This window comes from Pseudofrankia coriaricola (genome assembly GCF_001854805.1).
Lineage (GTDB): Bacteria > Actinomycetota > Actinomycetes > Frankiales > Frankiaceae > Pseudofrankia.
The window spans coordinates 40,502-56,567 of sequence record NZ_MBLO01000274.1 but is presented as its reverse complement, the minus strand read 5'-3'; the positions used below and the strand labels follow the sequence as shown (position 1 = coordinate 56,567).

14 protein-coding genes are annotated in these 16,066 nt (G+C 71.4%); 3 read left to right on the top strand and 11 right to left on the bottom strand.

Going from position 1 to position 16,066, the window contains the following annotated elements; translation table 11 throughout:
- Positions 1-92 precede the first annotated feature (92 nt).
- Positions 93-1,445, bottom strand: a complete 1,353-nt coding sequence (locus tag BCD48_RS43530; protein WP_071054493.1) for an amino acid deaminase/aldolase — start codon at positions 1,443-1,445, stop codon at positions 93-95.
- Positions 1,446-1,610: 165 nt separating this feature from the next.
- Between BCD48_RS43530 and BCD48_RS43525 the strand changes: the two genes are divergently transcribed.
- A complete protein-coding gene (locus BCD48_RS43525; protein ID WP_071054491.1) occupies positions 1,611-2,969 on the top strand; it encodes a D-arabinono-1,4-lactone oxidase in 1,359 nt (452 codons plus the stop codon).
- 118 nt (positions 2,970-3,087) lie between these two features.
- On the opposite strand, the gene BCD48_RS43520 is transcribed toward BCD48_RS43525, so the two are convergent.
- From BCD48_RS43520 to BCD48_RS43510, 3 genes are all read right to left on the bottom strand, one after another.
- Entirely contained in the window at positions 3,088-3,267 is a 180-nt protein-coding gene (locus tag BCD48_RS43520) for a hypothetical protein (RefSeq protein WP_131804239.1), read from the bottom strand.
- 566 nt (positions 3,268-3,833) lie between these two features.
- On the bottom strand, positions 3,834-4,304 hold the full coding sequence (locus BCD48_RS43515; protein WP_071054487.1) for a YbaK/EbsC family protein: 471 nt from the start codon (positions 4,302-4,304) through the stop codon (positions 3,834-3,836).
- Positions 4,305-4,609: 305 nt separating this feature from the next.
- The gene (locus BCD48_RS43510) at positions 4,610-5,578 is read right to left on the bottom strand and encodes a LysR family transcriptional regulator (protein WP_071054515.1); all 969 of its coding nucleotides are present in this window, start codon (positions 5,576-5,578) and stop codon (positions 4,610-4,612) included.
- 73 nt (positions 5,579-5,651) lie between these two features.
- On the opposite strand from BCD48_RS43510, the gene BCD48_RS43505 reads away from it, so the two are divergent.
- The gene (locus tag BCD48_RS43505) at positions 5,652-5,891 is read left to right on the top strand and encodes a hypothetical protein (RefSeq protein ID WP_071054485.1); all 240 of its coding nucleotides are present in this window, start codon (positions 5,652-5,654) and stop codon (positions 5,889-5,891) included.
- Between the two features lie 258 nt (positions 5,892-6,149).
- On the opposite strand, the gene BCD48_RS43500 is transcribed toward BCD48_RS43505, so the two are convergent.
- The 7 genes from BCD48_RS43500 to BCD48_RS43470 all read right to left on the bottom strand — a co-directional run bounded on the left by BCD48_RS43500 (position 6,150) and on the right by BCD48_RS43470 (position 13,319).
- Positions 6,150-6,896 carry an ABC transporter ATP-binding protein gene (locus BCD48_RS43500; RefSeq protein ID WP_071054483.1) on the bottom strand — a complete coding sequence of 249 codons (747 nt, stop codon included), beginning with the start codon at positions 6,894-6,896 and terminating at the stop codon, positions 6,150-6,152.
- A complete protein-coding gene (locus tag BCD48_RS43495) occupies positions 6,896-7,837 on the bottom strand; it encodes an ABC transporter ATP-binding protein (protein WP_071054481.1) in 942 nt (313 codons plus the stop codon). Before BCD48_RS43495 ends, BCD48_RS43500 begins: the two co-directional genes overlap by 1 nt.
- On the bottom strand, positions 7,834-9,237 hold the full coding sequence (locus tag BCD48_RS43490; protein ID WP_071054479.1) for a branched-chain amino acid ABC transporter permease: 1,404 nt from the start codon (positions 9,235-9,237) through the stop codon (positions 7,834-7,836). Before BCD48_RS43490 ends, BCD48_RS43495 begins: the two co-directional genes overlap by 4 nt.
- On the bottom strand, positions 9,234-10,166 hold the full coding sequence (locus BCD48_RS43485; protein ID WP_071054477.1) for a branched-chain amino acid ABC transporter permease: 933 nt from the start codon (positions 10,164-10,166) through the stop codon (positions 9,234-9,236). The genes BCD48_RS43490 and BCD48_RS43485 overlap by 4 nt, the downstream gene beginning before the upstream one ends.
- A gap of 420 nt (positions 10,167-10,586) precedes the next feature.
- Positions 10,587-11,768: a branched-chain amino acid ABC transporter substrate-binding protein gene (locus BCD48_RS43480; protein ID WP_071054475.1), complete on the bottom strand. Its 1,182-nt coding sequence runs from the start codon at positions 11,766-11,768 to the stop codon at positions 10,587-10,589.
- A gap of 645 nt (positions 11,769-12,413) precedes the next feature.
- The gene (locus BCD48_RS48260) at positions 12,414-12,644 is read right to left on the bottom strand and encodes an FmdB family zinc ribbon protein (protein WP_083420109.1); all 231 of its coding nucleotides are present in this window, start codon (positions 12,642-12,644) and stop codon (positions 12,414-12,416) included.
- A gap of 42 nt (positions 12,645-12,686) precedes the next feature.
- Entirely contained in the window at positions 12,687-13,319 is a 633-nt protein-coding gene (locus tag BCD48_RS43470) for a J domain-containing protein (protein ID WP_083420108.1), read from the bottom strand.
- A 381-nt stretch (positions 13,320-13,700) separates the two neighbouring features.
- On the opposite strand from BCD48_RS43470, the gene BCD48_RS43465 reads away from it, so the two are divergent.
- Entirely contained in the window at positions 13,701-15,830 is a 2,130-nt protein-coding gene (locus BCD48_RS43465; protein WP_349308098.1) for a CoA transferase, read from the top strand.
- The last annotated feature ends 236 nt before the right edge of the window (positions 15,831-16,066 follow it).

Below are 16,066 nucleotides of genomic sequence, written 5' to 3'. Positions count from 1 at the left end.
GCGAGCGTGCGCCCGGGCCGCCGTACGCGCATCTCAGAACGCGCGGTCAGAGCGCACGCGGCGGTCAGAGCGCACGAGTCAGAAGGCGCGGCTCAGAAGGCGCGGCCTTCGCCGCGGTAGGTCGGAACGGCCTGGATGGAGCCGTCGGCGTCGACGAGATGCAGCGCGTTGACGTGCTCGCACAGCTCGCCCGCCTTGGCGTGGCGGAACCAGACCCGGTCGCCGATCCGCAGGGTGTCGGCGGCCGGGCCGCGCAGCGGGGTCTGCACCTCGCCCGCCCCCTCCGTCCCGATCATCCGCAGGCCGGCCGGGTGGACCGGGCGGGGCACGCGGTCCGGACCGGCCGGGCCGGAGGCGATCCAGCCACCGCCGGCGACGGTGACGATGCCGGGCGCCGGGCGGCGCACCACCGGCAGCGCGAAAAACGCCGCCGGGGCGGGCGTGAACGCCTGGTAGATGTCGAACAGCGTCGGCCCGTACAGGCCGGAGCCGGCGGCGATCTCGGTGACGGCCGCCTCGGCAGTCGTCAGGTGCACGCTTCCGGTGCCGCCGCCGTTGACGAACTCCAACCCGGGCGCGACTTCCCGCACGGCCGCCACGGCCGCCGCCCGCCGCGCGGCGAGCTCGGCCATCGAACGTGCCTGCATCCGCCGGACCACCTCGGCCCGCGCCGACGCCGCCGCCCGCCGCGCGGGCTCGAGGCGGGGCGCCGAGCCGGAGCCGGAGCCGTCGGCGGGCTCGGCCGGCGGCAGGGGCGGGGGCGGTGCGTCGCCCATGCCGGCGATCTGCGCCTCGTACCCCATCAGGCCGACGAGCGCGAAACCCGGCCGGGTGGCGATGGCCTTGGCGAGCTCGCCCGCCTGCTCAGCGGTGTGCACCGGCGAGCGGCGCACACCGAGGTGCACCCGGCCGGCCGCCAGCCGTAGCGAGGCGTCCAGGTCTATGCAGACCCGCAGCGGCGGACGGGCCGCGCCGAGGACCGCGTCGATCAGGTCGAGCTGTTCCACGGAGTCGATCATCAGCGTCACCCGGCTCGCCGCGAGTGGGTGATCGGCGAGCGTGCGCAGCGCGGCCCGGTCGGCCGTCGGGTAGCCGACGACGACGTCGTGGAACTCCTCGGCGAGCCAGATCGCCTCGGGGAGGGTGTACGCGAGGATGCCGGCGAATCCGTCGGTCGCCAGCACAGCGCGCAGCACCGCCCGCGACCGTACCGACTTGCTGGCCACCCGGATCGGCTTGCCGGCCGCCCGCCGGACCAGGTCGGCCGCGTTCGCCCGCAGCGCCGGTAGGTCGACGACGGCGAACGGCGGGTCGAGCGCGGCGGTCGCCGCCGCGAGCCGGTCCCAGTCGGGCTGTGGCGGCTGTGGCGGCGGCTCCGCCTGGCCGGCTCGCGCCGGGACGGCCGGCCGCGTAAAGATCCCCACCAGGTTCTCCAGCGCTACCACATCCCTATCGTGTCCGCTGTCGGGCACGTTCGCCATACCCGCCCGACGGGAGCCGGATCACCCCACATCCGCCCAAGGGCGGGCAACTGATCGCGCGCACCCACCCCCGCGTCGCGCCGCGCGCGGGGTACGGGGAAGCTGGGGGCGGACATTCGGAGGTGGTCCGTGGGCTCTTCCGCCGGCTGGCGGCATACGCGGTCCGACGCGTCGGCGTCGTGGTCGAACTGGGCGGGTAACCAGGTGGCGACACCGATCGCGGTGGCGCACCCGACGGATGCCGACGAGGTCGCCGCGCTGGTGCGCAAGGCGCTCGACGACGGCACCAGGGTGCGCCCGATCGGCAGCGGGCATTCGTTCACGCCGGTCGGGCGGCCGGACGAGCGGACCATCCAGCTGGTCATGGACCGCTGCGCCGACCTGCTCGCGCTGGACGCGGGCAGCGGGCTGGTGACGGTCGGCGCCGGGATGACGTTGCGCCGTCTCAATCGGCTGCTCGCCGAGGCGGGGCTGGCGTTGACCAACCTGGGCGACATCGATCAGCAGACGATCTCCGGTGCGCTCGCGACCGGCACGCACGGCACGGGCGCCAGGTTCGGAGGCCTGGCCACCCAGGTGCGCGCGTTCGAGCTGGTGCGCGGCGACGGCACGATCGTGCTCTGCTCGGCGCACGAACACGCCGACCTGTTCACCGCCGCGCGTGTGGGCCTGGGTGCGGTCGGCGTGGTGACGTCGGTGACGCTGCAGGCGGTGCCGCTGTTCGCGCTGCGCGCCGAGGAGGGCTCGGCACGCCTGGACGACCTGCTCGACGGCTTCGACGAGTTCCTCGGCGGCGCCGACCACGCCGAGTTCTACTGGTTCCCGCACACCGACCGGACACTGACCAAACGCAACACCCGCGCGCCGCTGTCCGACGGGCTCGATCCGCTGCCCCGGCTGCGTGGCTGGTTCGACGACGAGTTCCTGTCCAACCGGGTGTTCGGCATGGTCGTCGCCACCGGCCGCCGCCTGCCGCGCACGATTCAGCCCGCGGCGAAGGTCAGCTCCCGCGCGCTCGGCTCCCGCACCTTTACGGACGTGTCATACAAGGTGTTCACCTCGGAGCGGCGAGTGCGGTTCAAGGAGATGGAGTACGCCGTTCCGAGAGCGGAGCTGGTCGGTGTCGTCCGTGAGCTGACGAGCGCGTTGGAGACATCTGGCCTGAACATTTCATTCCCGATGGAGGTCAGAGTCGCGGCGGCCGACGAGATCTGGCTGTCGACGGCGCAGGGGCGCGAGACCGGATATGTCGCGGTCCATGTCGACCACCGTACGCCGCACGAGGAGTACTTCGCGCTCGTCGAAAAGATCATGATGAGTGTGGGTGGCCGGCCGCACTGGGGGAAGCTGCACACCCAGGATGCCGAGACGCTACGTCCCCGCTATCCGAAGTTCGACGAGTTCCTCGCCGTCCGGGCCGCCGCGGACCCCAGGGGCGTTCTGACCAACGACTACCTGGACCGGGTCCTCGGCCCGGTCCAGCCGTAGGCCAGGACCCGGCCCGGTCCAGCCGTAGGCCAGGACCGAGCCGCGCGCCCTGTAGCCGGGCCGGGTCGCCGGGTCAGTGTGCGCCGTGTCGCCAGGCGCGCTGTCACCCGGACCACTGTCACCCGGACCAGTCGTCGGTGGCCCAGTCGTCAGCCTGCCAGGGGGCGATGGCATCGGCGAGCTCGAGTTCCAGCCGGAGTGTGTAGCTCGGCCCGCGTGTCCAGCCGGACGGGGACCAGCCCTCGCCATGGGCCGACGCCGAGGCACGCGCCGACCGGTCGCCGGCCCTTCCGGTCATCGAGCGCTTTTCCCGGCTTACTCGCATTGCCCACTCACCGACCTTGAGAAAGGGTGGGAGATCAACGGCCCTCGGCAGCCTATCGTGATCAAACGAATGCGATCCCGCATTGTCCGGCGACGGACACCGCCCACCCGGCGGGCCGCGGCACCGACTACCGGGGCTCGACGCCGCCCTCGCCGCACCTGCCTACCTGCCTGTCTGGGTCCCTCTCAGCGACGGCAATCCAGGCGGGCCTGTCAGCCCTGAGGCCCCCCGGGACGCCCCGAGTGACCGGGCAGACCGGTGGTCAGCGCCACGACCACGAGCGTCACCAGTACGCCGATCAGAAGCGGCGCCGAGCAGATCTCGAGCGTGCGCCATGCTTTCGACGCTCGGTACAGCCACATGACACGCTCGCCGTTCTCAGATGTTCCCCGACAGCGGCATGTCGGTGTAACGCCGCCCGACGGATACGACGAAGATATAATGAAGAATGGTCCTCCGCGCGGCAGGCGAAACCCGCCGCGCGGCCAAGGCGCCGCCAGGACGGTCGCGTCGGATAGCCCTCGACCAAGCCGCCGGCGTCAGAACTCGTGGCGGATGTCGGCCCATTCGCCGCGGGTGATGGCGATGAGCTCGTCCGGATTGGTCGGGAAGACGGCGTTGGGGGTTCCGGCGGCGGCCCACAGTTCGGCGTGGGCGAGCAGGTCACGGTCGACGAGAATGCGCATCTCGGTGGCGTGAGCGACCGGCGGCACCCCACCGATCGCGTAGCCGGTGGCCTCGCGGACGGTCTTCGCGCCGGCGCGCCCCACCGGCTCGCCGAGCAGCTGGGCGATCTTCTCCGTGTCGACCTGGTTGTCACCCGACGCCAGCACCATGATCGGCTTTTTGTCGGCCAGGAAGACCAGGCTCTTCACGATCTGGGCGACGGACACGTCGAGCGCCTCCGCGGCCTCGGCGGCGGTGTGTGAACTGTTCGGCAGCTCCTTGGCCTCACCGGTGGCGCCCAGCTCCCGCAGGCGCCCCTGAAAACGCTCCACTGTCGGATGCATTACTGTCCCTGCTTCTTGATCCGAATATTCGTCTGTGCTACAGCGCTGGTGTACCAGGACTTGGGCCCGCGCGGGCCAGCATCGACGCGAACACCGCGTGCGCTGACCATCCGTCAGCCTTCCGTTGGCCGGCGATGGTCGCGCGGGGTGACGGCGCCCGCCAGTGGGCCGCGGGAAGACGTTTGGCGGCGGCCCACGGCGGCCCGGCTGACCTGGTCACACGCGTGCGCACGCCAGGTACCCGAATGATGACGGCCAGGCGATCGACTACGTCTTGTAGTCGGCGAGTCGCCGTAGGCCGCTGATCAACCAGCCTTGGCCGCCACCGCCGCCAGGACGGGCGCCGGCTGGACGCCACGCACGGGCACTACCGGCGGCACGGTCAGGGCGGAATTCGCGGCGGTCGTCAGCGCGCACAGCACGGCCGCGAGATGGGGCGCGCTCGCGGAGCCGCGCCGCAGCGACACCGAAAGCCGGCGCGCCGGCGCGTCGACCAGCGGCCGCAGCACGACCTGGTCCGTCGAGGCGAGGCCGGCGAGCCGCGGGATCAGCCCGATCCCGCAGCCTGCCCCGATCAGGCCGAGGACCGCGATGAACTCGTCCGTACGATGCCGGAGCCGCGGCGCGAACCCGGCCGCCGCGCACGCGGCCTGCATGATCTCCAGGCAGGCCGTCCCGGGCCGGCTCGCGATGAAGTCGTCGTCGGCGAGCTGGGCCAGGCGCACCTGGTCGAGCCCGGCGAGCGGATGATCCCAGGGCAGCGCGACGTCGAACAGGTCATCGACCATCTTGACCATCTCGAAGCGGCCGTCGTCCGGCCTGGTCGACACGAAGTCGAACGCCATGTCCAGCTCGCCGCTGATCAGCATGTCGTAGCAGTCCGGCGGTCCGACGTCGACGATGGTGATCTGCAGGCCGGGATGGGTTATCCGCAGCTCCTGGAGCGCGGGCGCGACGATCCCGGTGATCGCCGTCGCGAACGCGGCGATGGTCACCTCGCCGAGCCGGCCCTCGTCGAACGCGGCGAGGTCCGCCTCGGCCCGCTCCAGCTGGGCGAAGATCTCGTCGGCGTGCCGCAGGAGCACCTTGGCGGCCGGGGTGAGCCGTACCCGCCGGCCGACGGGATCCAGCAGCGGGACACCGGCCTCGCGCGAGAGCGCCGCGAGCTGCTGGCTGATGGCGGACGGGGTCAGGTGCAGCGCCGCGGCGGTCGCCGCCACCGTCCCCCGGTTGTCGAGCTCGCGGAGCAGCCGGAGCCGTCGAACATCGATCATGTAGAGCAGCTTAACGGTCTCGGCCACAAAAATTAGATGGACCGCGATAACCGAGTGGACGCACTCTCTTCACATGGTCATCGCAACCCTCACCGCCCTGGCGGTCCTGCTGCTCGTGGCCGGGGTCTGGCGCTTCGGCGCCGACTCCCGCGACGGCAGAGACTGGACGCCCACCGACGACATCGACCAAAGTCATCCCTGGGTCGCCGGATTCCACTCCCGCGACCACCGAGCCCCCGACCTCGCCACCCTCAAGCTGCCCGCCGAGCTGGGTGGCTGCCGTCCCATGGAACACCCCTGGTCACGGTCCTGACGCGGGAAAGGGCTCCGGCCCTCCCAGGCGTCACCCTCGCCGCGGCCTTCTCCGGGCACCACCAGGACCGCCGACCTCCCAGATCGCCGACCTCGTCGCCCATCTGGGAGGAACCCCGCCGCCGGTCCTGGCGGCCCGCCCGGCCGTCGAGTTCCCGACAGCGCCGACATTTTCTTTCTGCGCCAGCCCGGCCGCGGGGTCCCCGCCCATTGGCTGCCAGCCACGGAGGTGCCGGACGTGCCGATGGACGCTACGCCGCTACTTAGCCAACTGGTGGGGAAGGTCATGTTCGGGCACGGCCACATCCTCGCCCAGGTACGCCTGGCGGACCCGGTCGTCGGCGAGCAGGTCGCCCGACGGGCCGTCGAGCACGACCTGACCGGTTTCCAGCACGTAGCCACGGTTGGCGATCTTCAACGCCTGGGCCGCGTTCTGCTCGACCAGCAGCACCGCGACACCCTCGGCGTTGATCTGCGCGATCACGTCGAAGATGGTCCGCACCACCAGCGGAGCGAGACCCATCGACGGCTCGTCGAGCAGCAACAGCCGTGGCCGGCTCATCAACGCCCGGCCGATCGCGAGCATCTGCTGTTCACCGCCCGACAGCGTGCCGCCGGCCTGGGAGACCCGCTCCTGGAGCCGGGGGAACAGCCCGAAGACATGCTCAAGGTCCCGCGCGACGTGCTTGCGGTCGTGGAACGCGCCCATGAGCAGGTTCTCGCGCACGGACATCGCCGGGAAGATCCGACGGCCCTCCGGCGAGTGCGCGACCCCGCGCCGGACCAGCTGGTGGGCGGGGATCTTCGAGAGCGGCTCCCCGTCGAGCAGCACCTGCCCGGCCCGCGGCCGCAGCAGGCCGGAGATCGTGCGCAGCGTCGTCGTCTTGCCGGCGCCGTTCGCCCCGAGCAGAGTGACGATCTCCCCGGCGTCGACCGTCAGCCGGATTCCGCGCAGCGCCGTGACGGCGCCGTACGCGACCTCGACGTCGGCGAGCTCCAACAGCATCAGTGCTGGTCCCTTCCGGTACCGCCATTGCCAACGAGATCTCCCGCGGGCGCGTCACTCTCGCCGACGGAGTCGTCGTCCTGGGTGCCGAGGTACGCCTCCACCACGGCCGGGTCACGCTGGACCTCCGCCGGCGTGCCGTGCGCGATGACCCGCCCGAAGTTCAGCACAGTGACGTTCGCCGCGACCGACATGACCAGGCGCATGTCGTGCTCGATCAGCAGCACCGAGACACCCGTACCGGCGATCGTGCGGATCAGTTCCGCGAGCTCCAGCTTCTCCGACGGGTTGGTGCCGGCCGCGGGCTCGTCGAGCAGCAGCAGCTTCGGGCCGGTGCCGAGCGCGCGGGCGATCTCCAGCCGGCGCTGCTCACCGTACGGCAACGACGCGGAAAGCTCGTGAACCCGGTGGCGCAGCCCGACCAGCTCGAGCAGCTCGATCGACTTCTCGACCCCGGAACGCTCCTCGCGCCGCATCCGGGGCGTTCCGAGGATCGCGCCGATCGAGCCGTAGCGCTGGCGCATCTCGACGCCGATCTGGACGTTCTCCAGCGCGGACAGCGCGGGGAACAGGCGGATGTTCTGGAACGTCCGCGCGACGCCGAGCTTGGTGATCGAGTGCGGCGTCTTCCCGACGATGGAGTGCGACCTGCCCGGTTCCGGCGAGAACGCCACCGAGCCCTGCTGCGGCTTGTAGGCACCGGTCAGGCAGTTGAACAGCGACGTCTTACCGGCGCCGTTCGGGCCGATGACGGCGAGGATCTCGCCGCGATGATGCCGCAGCGTCACCCCGTCGAGGCTGGTCACGCCACCGAAGCGCAGCGTCAGGTCGCGCGCGTCGACCACCAGGTCGGCGCCGGGATCCCCGGCCGGGCTCTCGCCGCCGGGGCCACCGGGAACAAGAACGGCACGCCCGGGGCCCGCCGCGCGGTGCTTGCTCATCGGGCCCCGCTCTCCGAGGTCGGCGCGCTGCCCAGCGAGTCGGCATGACCGACCCCGTGCTCGGCGAGGCTGATCTCACGCTTGCGGCGCCGCGAGGGGACGATGCCCTGCGGACGGAAGATCATCATGACGATCACCACCGCGCCGAAGTAGATGAACCGGTCCGTCGCCGGCACCTTGTCACGCAGGTAGAAGGCGAGCCCCTGCAGGACGACCGAACCGACGACGACGCCCAGCCGGTTGCCCATCCCGCCGAAGATCACGATCGTGACCACGAGGAACGACGCCTGCAGGCTGAAGATCTGCGGGTTGAAGAACTGCTTGCTCGCGAACAGCACACCGGCGAAGCCGGACACCGACGCGCCGATCGCGAACGCCAGCAGTTTCAGCCGCAGCGTCGGCACACCCGTCGCCTCGGCCGCGATCTCGTCCTCCCGGATGGCCGCCCAGGCCCGGCCGATCCGCGACCGTTCCAGCCGGCCAAAGGCGATCATCACCAACACGATGATCGCCAGCAGCAGGTAGTAGTACGGCTTCGGATCGAGCTTCCAGGAGTAGTTGATCCCGAGGAGGTGGATCGACAGGTGCGGGACGCCGAACGCGCCGCGCGGCCCGTTGGTCCAGTGCGAGTTGTTCGCGATCAGCTGGATGATCTCGCCGAAGCCCAGCGTGACGATCGCCAGGTAGTCACCGCGCAGCCGCAGCGTCGGGGCGCCGAGGAGGACGCCGGCGACCGCCGCGAGGACGAACGCGATCGGGAAGACGAAGAACGGGTTGAGCGAGACCGGGAAGTGAGCCGAGATCGCGGTCTTGGAGGTGAAGTACGCCGTCGTGTAGGCGCCGATCGCGAAGAAGGCGATGTAGCCCAGGTCGAGCATGCCGGCGTAGCCGATGACGACGTTGAGGCCGAGCGCGAGCAGCGCGTAGATCCCGACGCCGTCGACCATCCACGTGACCGCCGCGTTCGAGAAGAACATCGGCATGATGATCGCCACGATCAGCAGCGCGAGGTTCAGGCCGAGCGGGGCGAAGCGCTGCTGGGCCACGGCCGTCACCGGCCCGCGGGCCGCCGCCTGGCCCATCGACCACAGAGGGCGAGCGAGCGGCCAGAGCGCGATGAGCAGCCACAGCACGGCGGCGATGATCAGGTAGGTGACGATCCGCGGCGCGAGGATGGCGTGCCGGACGGCGCCCAGTGGTTCCGCCGCCTTGCCGTTGGGGCCGGTCATGAGGGCGAGGGTGAGCCCGATCAGAACGCAGACGCCCAGCTGACGCAGCCCCGCCAGGCTGAACAGCGCCGCGGCGGCCGCGCGGCCGAGCGCCGCCGCGCCGCCCGGTTGTGACGGTGGCGGGGTTGGCGCCACCGACGGGGTGGCGGGAGTCGCCGAGGTCGTGCTCATGCCGCCCTCCCCAGCCGCTCGCCCAACAGGCCGGTCGGCCTGACCATAAGGATCAGTACCAGCACCAGGAAGGCGATGACGTCCTTGTAGGAGGCCTGGAAGACGTAGCCGCCGTAGCTTTCGACCAGGCCGAGCACGATGCCGCCGAGCATGGCCCCGCGCACGTTGCCGATGCCGCCGAGCACGGCGGCGGTGAACGCCTTGACGCCGGGGATGAAGCCCATGTTGTTCGAGGCGCTGAAGGTCATCGCATACAGGAATCCGCCGGCGCCGGCGAGCAGCCCGCCGATGATGAACGTCAGCAGGATCACCCGCTCGACGTTGACGCCCATGAGGGTCGCGGTGTCGGCGTCCTGCGCGACGGCGCGGATGCTCTGGCCGAGCCGGGTACGGGCGACGAGCGTGTCGAGCAGGACCAGCATCACCGCCGCCACCAGGATGATCACCAGCGTCTTGGTGTTGACCTCAGCGCTGAAGACGTGGAAGACGGTGCCGTTGGTGAACGGAAGCTCCATGGTCACGTTCTGGCGCTCCCACAGCTTGCCGGCCATGTTCACGGCGAACAGCGAGGCGCCGATGGCGCTGATCAGGTAGGCCAGCCGGGGCGCGTTCCGCTTGCGCAGCGGCCGGTAGGCGACTCGCTCGAGGGTGAACGCGGCGGCGGCGCCGCACAGCGCGCCGACAGCGAGGCCCACCAGGACAATCCCCACGGACGCCATGCCGGACGGGGTATCGCTGAAGTTGTTGACCAGCTCCCTGGCCGCGAACAGGCCGCCGAACGCGCCCAGCATGAACACTTCACTGTGCGCGAAGTTGATCAGCTGCAGAACGCCGTACACCAGCGTGTAGCCAAGCGCGATCACAGCGTACAGCGAGCCGGACATCAGCCCGTCGATGGTCAGCTGCCAGAACTGGTGGACGAAGCCCATGCATCCGCCTTGTCAATATCATCTGCCGCCACGGCGCGGCGGACCAGGGCCGCACAGCCCGAGGCAAGGTCGTTCCAACCTGCGTACCTGACCAGGACATGGCCGCGCACCAGGCAGGCAACATCATTACTCAGGATCCGGGGCTCGCGGCCGGAGCCGGCCGCCGCCACGCGGTCACTCGCTCCTCGATGGACCAGCGGGCCACCATGGCCGGTCACGGTGCCCGACCGCCGCGACGGGCCCGGTCAGCGGCGGGCCCACCAGACCAGGAGGGCCGCGCTGCTCACCGGCCTGCCGCGAACATCGGAGCGGGCGGCGGACGCATGCGCCCGCCGCCCGACCGCCGCGAACCTGCCGAGTGAGGACCCCCGCCGCGGGCGCGAGGCGCGCGGCGGGGGTCCTCACCGGTCGACCGATTGGTCAGCTGGTCGGGACCAGCTTCGACACCGGGCCGACCAGGCTGATCTCGCCGCTCTTCACGGTGTAGATGAAGACGGCCTGGTCGTTGACCTCGCCCTTGTCGGTGAACTTGATCTGCTTGGTCAGGCCCTTGTAGTCGGTGGTCTTGAAGGCCTCGGACACGGCGGCACGGTCAGCGCCGGGGCCGAGCTTCTTGAGGACCTCGATGATCGCGTTGGCCGCGTCGTACGCCTCGGCCGAGTAGGTGCCCGGGTCCTGGCCGTTGAGCGCCTTGTAGGCGCTGACGAAGCCAGCGGCGTTCGGGTCCGCCTGGGCCCAGAGGCACGGGCAGCTGATCAGGGCGCCCTCGGCGGCGGCCGCACCGGCCTGCGCGACGAACTGCGGGTCGAGCGAGCCGTCACCGGAGAGGATCTTGCCGGTGTAGCCCTTGTCCTTCAGCGCCTTGGTGAACAGCGCGAACTCCGCGTAGTAGCCGGAGTAGTAGATCACTTCCGGCTTCTCGGCGACGAGCTTGGTGGCCTCGGACGTGTAGTCCTTGGTCGGGTTCACGCTGTCGTGAACGTACGTGGTGCCGTTCGCCTTCAGCTGCCCCTCGATGACCTTGGACAGGCCGGTGCCGTACTCGCTGGCGTCATCCACCGAGTACACCTTGGTCGGCTTGAGCGCCTTGGAGATGTAGTTGGCGACGGCCTGGCCCTGGACGTCGTCGGACGGGATGACCCGGAAGAACGTCTTGAAGCCGAGCGAGGTCAGCGTCGGGTTGGTCGCCGACGGGCTCACCGACAGCAGGTTCGCCTCGGTGAAGAACTGCTCGCTGGCCTTCGTGGCGCCGGAGAACATCGGGCCGACGAGCGCGATGACGTCCTTGTTGTCGACGAGCTTCTGCGCCGCGGCCGGAGCCTGGTCGGGGCTGCCGACGTCGTCGGAGCTGACGGTCTTCAGCTCGAACGGAAGGTCGCCCTTCTTGTTCGCCTCGTCGATGGCGAGCTTGAAGCCGTCCTCGCCGTTGATGCCCAGCTGCTGGTTGTCGCCGGACAGCGGGCCCTGGAAGCCGATGGTGTAGCTCGGCTTGCCGCTGCCTGAGCCACCGTTCGAGTCTCCGTCATCGCTGCCACAGGCGGCGGCGGTGAGCGATACCGCCGTCGCGAGCGCCAGCGCGCCCAGGAGCCTGCGTCTTGCCATCAACTTCCTCCTACGTGTGCCGGACGACCCCGCCGGCGTGACGCCCCCGAACCGCGAGCCACGACGATCCGCCAGACGATTCCGGCGGGCTGTCAACGGCCGCGGAGGATGCGGGCACCGGTCATGGTGATCGGAACCGCTTCGGTCTCATTGCCTCGACGTGCGCCACCAGCGCGCCGAAGGTGACTTCCGGCGCCCCCTGGCATGACCCCGCCGAGTTGGCGGAAACCTAGCCCTCCCGCGACCGAACGGGTAGGTCCGTTGAGGTGTTGTTACATGCAGGACACAAACCAGGCACTTTGGCAACGCGTCCGTTCATCAAGCACGCCCGGCAACCGCACCCCGCAACACGCACCACACCAACCCTTCTCACCCACTTGAGCCATCCCAGCCCCACCCACGGCCCGCCCCGCGGGCCGCCCGCTCACGCGCGGCCGGGGCCCGGCCGGGGCCCGGCCATCGCCCTGGACCTCAACTACCGCCCAGAACAGCAAGCCGCCCGGCGCGGCCGGCCCTGGTCAGACCCTCGTTCGGCCCTCCAGACGAGGTCACCCACAGCCTCGTCGGCAGTGCGGACAGTCAGCCGCGAGGAACGGGGCGACGGTATGCCGCGCCTCCGTCCGTGACGGCGTACTCGTGCCTCCGTCAGTGGCAGCCGCAGCCGCCGCCGCAGCAGCCCCCACCGCCGCCGGTGGGAGCGGGCGCCCCGATCGGCGCGGCGGCTCCGCGGGAGACCGCCACGGCGGAGAAGACCCTGGAGGTCTCCGAGTGGCCGGCAGGGCAGGACACGGATGAGGCCGGCGCGTCCTCTTGGATGCCGCGACGCACCTCAAAGGAGGCGTCGCAGACCCGGCAGCGGTAGTCGTATCTCGGCATAACCAGAGGATAGGAAGACCGCGCCCCGCCACGCGCCGAAACTCAGCGCCCGCTCTGGTCCTCGGTGGCGTCGTGGTCGGTCGCGCGCGCCCCGGGACGGTCCACCGGGTGGGCGCGGAGGCGGTTCACAACGATGGCGGCGACCGGGGGGATCACCATCGCGACCAGGGCCATGGCGATCGCCGCCGGCACCGAGGCGGGGCGCACGACGGTGCCGGCCAGGATGAACAGGGTGAGGGCGACGCTCATCATCGCCAGGTAGCCGCGCCGCGCGGCGCGGCTCACTCCGGGGAAGCTCTCCGTCGAGCCAGGACGATCTGAGCCAGGACGATCGCCCGGTGGACGGTGCCGGCCGGCGGCGTCTCTCCTGGCCGCCGTGTCGGCGGGCCCGCCTGGCGCGGCACCCGTGCCCGGTGGGGCGCCCCGCCGCGGTCCCCTGGCGCTCCCGCCGGAGGCGGTGCCGCCACCGCCGGCGAGGTAGCTGTCGTAGTCGGAGCGGTACGCCGGGTCGGCGAGGATGTGGTAGGCGATGGTGAGCCGCTCGAAGGCCGCCGCCGAACCGCCGGCGTCCGGGTGCAGTACTCGGGCGGCTCGGCGGTAGGCCGCTCTGATCTCGTCGGAAGTCGCGGATGGGGACACACCGAGCAGGTCGTACAACGAGGTCCGCCTGGCCATGCGCTCTCCCTCCCGCGCGCATCGCGTCGCCGCCCGCCGGGCGGCCGAGCCTCTTCGACCGGCCTCCTTGGTGCCGCCCTCCTAGAGGGCCAAAGGAGGTGCGAAAATGCTCCTCCTTCGCACCTCCGGAGGCCCCCGTCCCCAGAAGCACTAAGTTCCTCCAGGCCCAACGCTCGGGCCGGCTTTTCGCCGAATTGGGTCCCCGCGGTCTCCCCGAGCACCACGAAAGCGCTTCCCCTCGTCATGATGGTCCTGGTTGGGCCGTTGTGCCGGATACTGTCGCAACTGATGCGATGCTGTGCGTGGCGAACCGCCCACTGTCGGACATCAGGTGCGGGGTAGACAGCGGTGATCCGGACGGGCGCTGAGGTGGGTGGGGAGATGGCGGACCAGCTGGATGAGCTACCGCGGCCGCGCGACGAGGCTCGCCCGGACTCAGCGGCCGTCGCGACCGCGACCGACGAGACCGCGACCGACGAGACCGTTGCGGGCGGCGCCACCACGGCGGACAACAACGTCTCGGACAGCGCCATCACGGCCGACCGCACCCTCGATGCCGACGACGGCACCCCGGCCGAGGACGGCGTCACCGGCGTGGGCGAGGCCGACGCGATGGACGGCGCCGCCACGGACCCCACCGACCCCACCGAAGCCACGGACCCCACCGAAGCCATCGACCCGGCCGAAGGCGCGGACAACGGCCAGGCCGACGGCATCGGCCAGGCGACGGCCACCGAGCCCGAGACAAACCAGGCCGACCAGCCAGTCGAGGCCGGCGCTGGCCAGACCGAGGCTGAAGCTGAGGACGAGGACGAGCCCGTAGACACCGGCCAGGCGGCGGCCGAGGCGGACACCGCGGATCAGGCACTCGCGACGGCCGGCGCGGACGAGTCCGGCGAACCGGACGAGGACGCCGACGCCCAGACGCTGCCCCCGGCTGCTCCGATTGCTCCGGCCGCAGTGGCCACGGCGGCCACGGCGGCCACGGCGGCCACGGCGGAGGATCACGACACGGAGGAAGATCACGAGACGGTCAGGGAGACCGCCGGGATCCTCACCGAGTTCGCCCACGTCGTCGGCGACCCACGCGCGGCCGCGCGCCTCACGGTCACCGGGCCGGTCGACGTCCTGCCGAGCCTCTACCGGGTGACCGCCGCGGCCACGATCTCCGTCGCCGCGGCCGCGCACGGCGCCGCCGAGCTGTGGGCCGCCAGGTCGGGCGAGGACGTCCCGCCGGTCAGCGTCGACACGCGGCACGCCGCGGCCGCGTTCCGCAGCGAGCGGTTGCTGCGGATCGCCGGCCGGCCGGCGCCAAGCCCATGGGACGCGCTCTCCGGCTACTACCGCGCCGGCGACGGCCGCTGGGTTCAGTTGCACTGCAACCTGCCGCACCACCGGGCCGGGGTGCTGGACCTGCTCCGCACGCACGCGGACCCGGTCGCGGTCGCCCGGGCGGTGGCCCAGTACAACGCGGCCGACCTGGAGGCCGAGCTTCAGGCGATGGGCATGTGCGCCTCGATGGCCCGCGAGGAGCGGGAGTGGTGGGCACACCCCGCCGGGCAGGCCGTGGCCGGGTTGCCGCTGGCGGAGACCTCGCGGATCGGCGACGCCGGGGACGTGCGCGGCGGGCCGTCCGCCGTGGGCCGGACTCGGGGGACACGGGCGCCGGCGATGCCCGCGCAGGCGCTGTCCGCGCAGGCGCAGGCCCGTCCGTCGCCATCCCGCCCGGCAGCCGGCCTGCGCGTCCTGGACATGACAAGGGTGATCGCCGGGCCGGTATGCGGGCGGGTGTTGGCCTCGTTCGGGGCAGACGTGCTGCGGGTCGGTGCCGCCCACCTGGGGGATGCGCGCGCCCTGGTGATCGACACCGGCTTCGGCAAGCGGAGCACGTTCCTGAACCTGCGCGTCGCCTCGGACGCGCGCCGGCTACGGGAGCTGGTCGCGCAGGCGGACGTCGTGGTGCAGGCCTACCGGCCCAAGGCACTCGACCGCCTCGGGTTCGGGCCGGAGGCGCTGGCCAGGATCCGGCCGGGCATAGTCGTCGCGACGATCAGCGCCTATGGCCGGGTCGGCCCGTGGAGCGGGCTGCGTGGCTTCGACAGCCTGGTGCAGACCGCGTCGGGAATCGCGCTGGCCGGGGCCCGCGCGAGCGAGTCAGACCGGCCGGTGCCACTGCCCGCGCAGGCGTTGGACCACGCCACGGGCTATCTGGCCGCCCACGGCGTGCTGGCCGCGCTCGCGCGCCGCGAGGGCGAGGGCGGCAGCTGGCACGTGCGGATCTCGCTCGCGCAGACCGGCCGCTGGCTCGTGTCCTTGGGCGAACGCGACACGTTCGACCTGGCCGAACCCAAGGACGGCGAGATCGACCCGTACCGGCGCACGATGCGCAGTGAGTTCGGCGAACTCTCCTACATCGCGCCCGCCGGCTCCGTCGGCGGCGCTACTCATGGCTACGACCGCCCGCCGAGCTCACTCGGCGCTCATCAGGCTGGCTGGGCACCCATCCGCTGAATGCCGATACGCGTGGCCCGATGCGCTGAGCCGCCAAACGGCGTATCGGCAAATCCGCGCGCACGAGGCCGTATCGGCCGACCGATTTACTTTGCTCGATGCGGGTCGGCAACCGTGCTCGGACGACGTCACACGACCGACGGGCCTATCGGCAAACCGACATCACGGTAAGCGCCGTATTTGGGCTGTGATACGGCGCCCCGGCGCCTCCTCCCCTTGCGCCCGGCGGCTGACCG

Excerpts from the sequence above, each read along its gene's own strand:
- BCD48_RS43520 (WP_131804239.1), bottom strand. The coding sequence starts at position 3,267 with ATGACCGGAAGGGCCGGCGACCGGTCGGCGCGTGCCTCGGCGTCGGCC.
- BCD48_RS43515 (WP_071054487.1), bottom strand. The coding sequence starts at position 4,304 with ATGCATCCGACAGTGGAGCGTTTTCAGGGGCGCCTGCGGGAGCTGGGC.
- BCD48_RS43510 (WP_071054515.1), bottom strand. The coding sequence starts at position 5,578 with ATGATCGATGTTCGACGGCTCCGGCTGCTCCGCGAGCTCGACAACCGG.
- BCD48_RS43505 (WP_071054485.1), top strand. The coding sequence starts at position 5,652 with ATGGTCATCGCAACCCTCACCGCCCTGGCGGTCCTGCTGCTCGTGGCC.
- BCD48_RS43500 (WP_071054483.1), bottom strand. The coding sequence starts at position 6,896 with ATGCTGTTGGAGCTCGCCGACGTCGAGGTCGCGTACGGCGCCGTCACG.
- BCD48_RS43495 (WP_071054481.1), bottom strand. The coding sequence starts at position 7,837 with ATGAGCAAGCACCGCGCGGCGGGCCCCGGGCGTGCCGTTCTTGTTCCC.
- BCD48_RS43490 (WP_071054479.1), bottom strand. The coding sequence starts at position 9,237 with ATGAGCACGACCTCGGCGACTCCCGCCACCCCGTCGGTGGCGCCAACC.
- BCD48_RS43485 (WP_071054477.1), bottom strand. The coding sequence starts at position 10,166 with ATGGGCTTCGTCCACCAGTTCTGGCAGCTGACCATCGACGGGCTGATG.
- BCD48_RS43480 (WP_071054475.1), bottom strand. The coding sequence starts at position 11,768 with ATGGCAAGACGCAGGCTCCTGGGCGCGCTGGCGCTCGCGACGGCGGTA.
- BCD48_RS48260 (WP_083420109.1), bottom strand. The coding sequence starts at position 12,644 with ATGCCGAGATACGACTACCGCTGCCGGGTCTGCGACGCCTCCTTTGAG.
- BCD48_RS43470 (WP_083420108.1), bottom strand. The coding sequence starts at position 13,319 with ATGGCCAGGCGGACCTCGTTGTACGACCTGCTCGGTGTGTCCCCATCC.
- BCD48_RS43465 (WP_349308098.1), top strand. The coding sequence starts at position 13,701 with ATGGCGGACCAGCTGGATGAGCTACCGCGGCCGCGCGACGAGGCTCGC.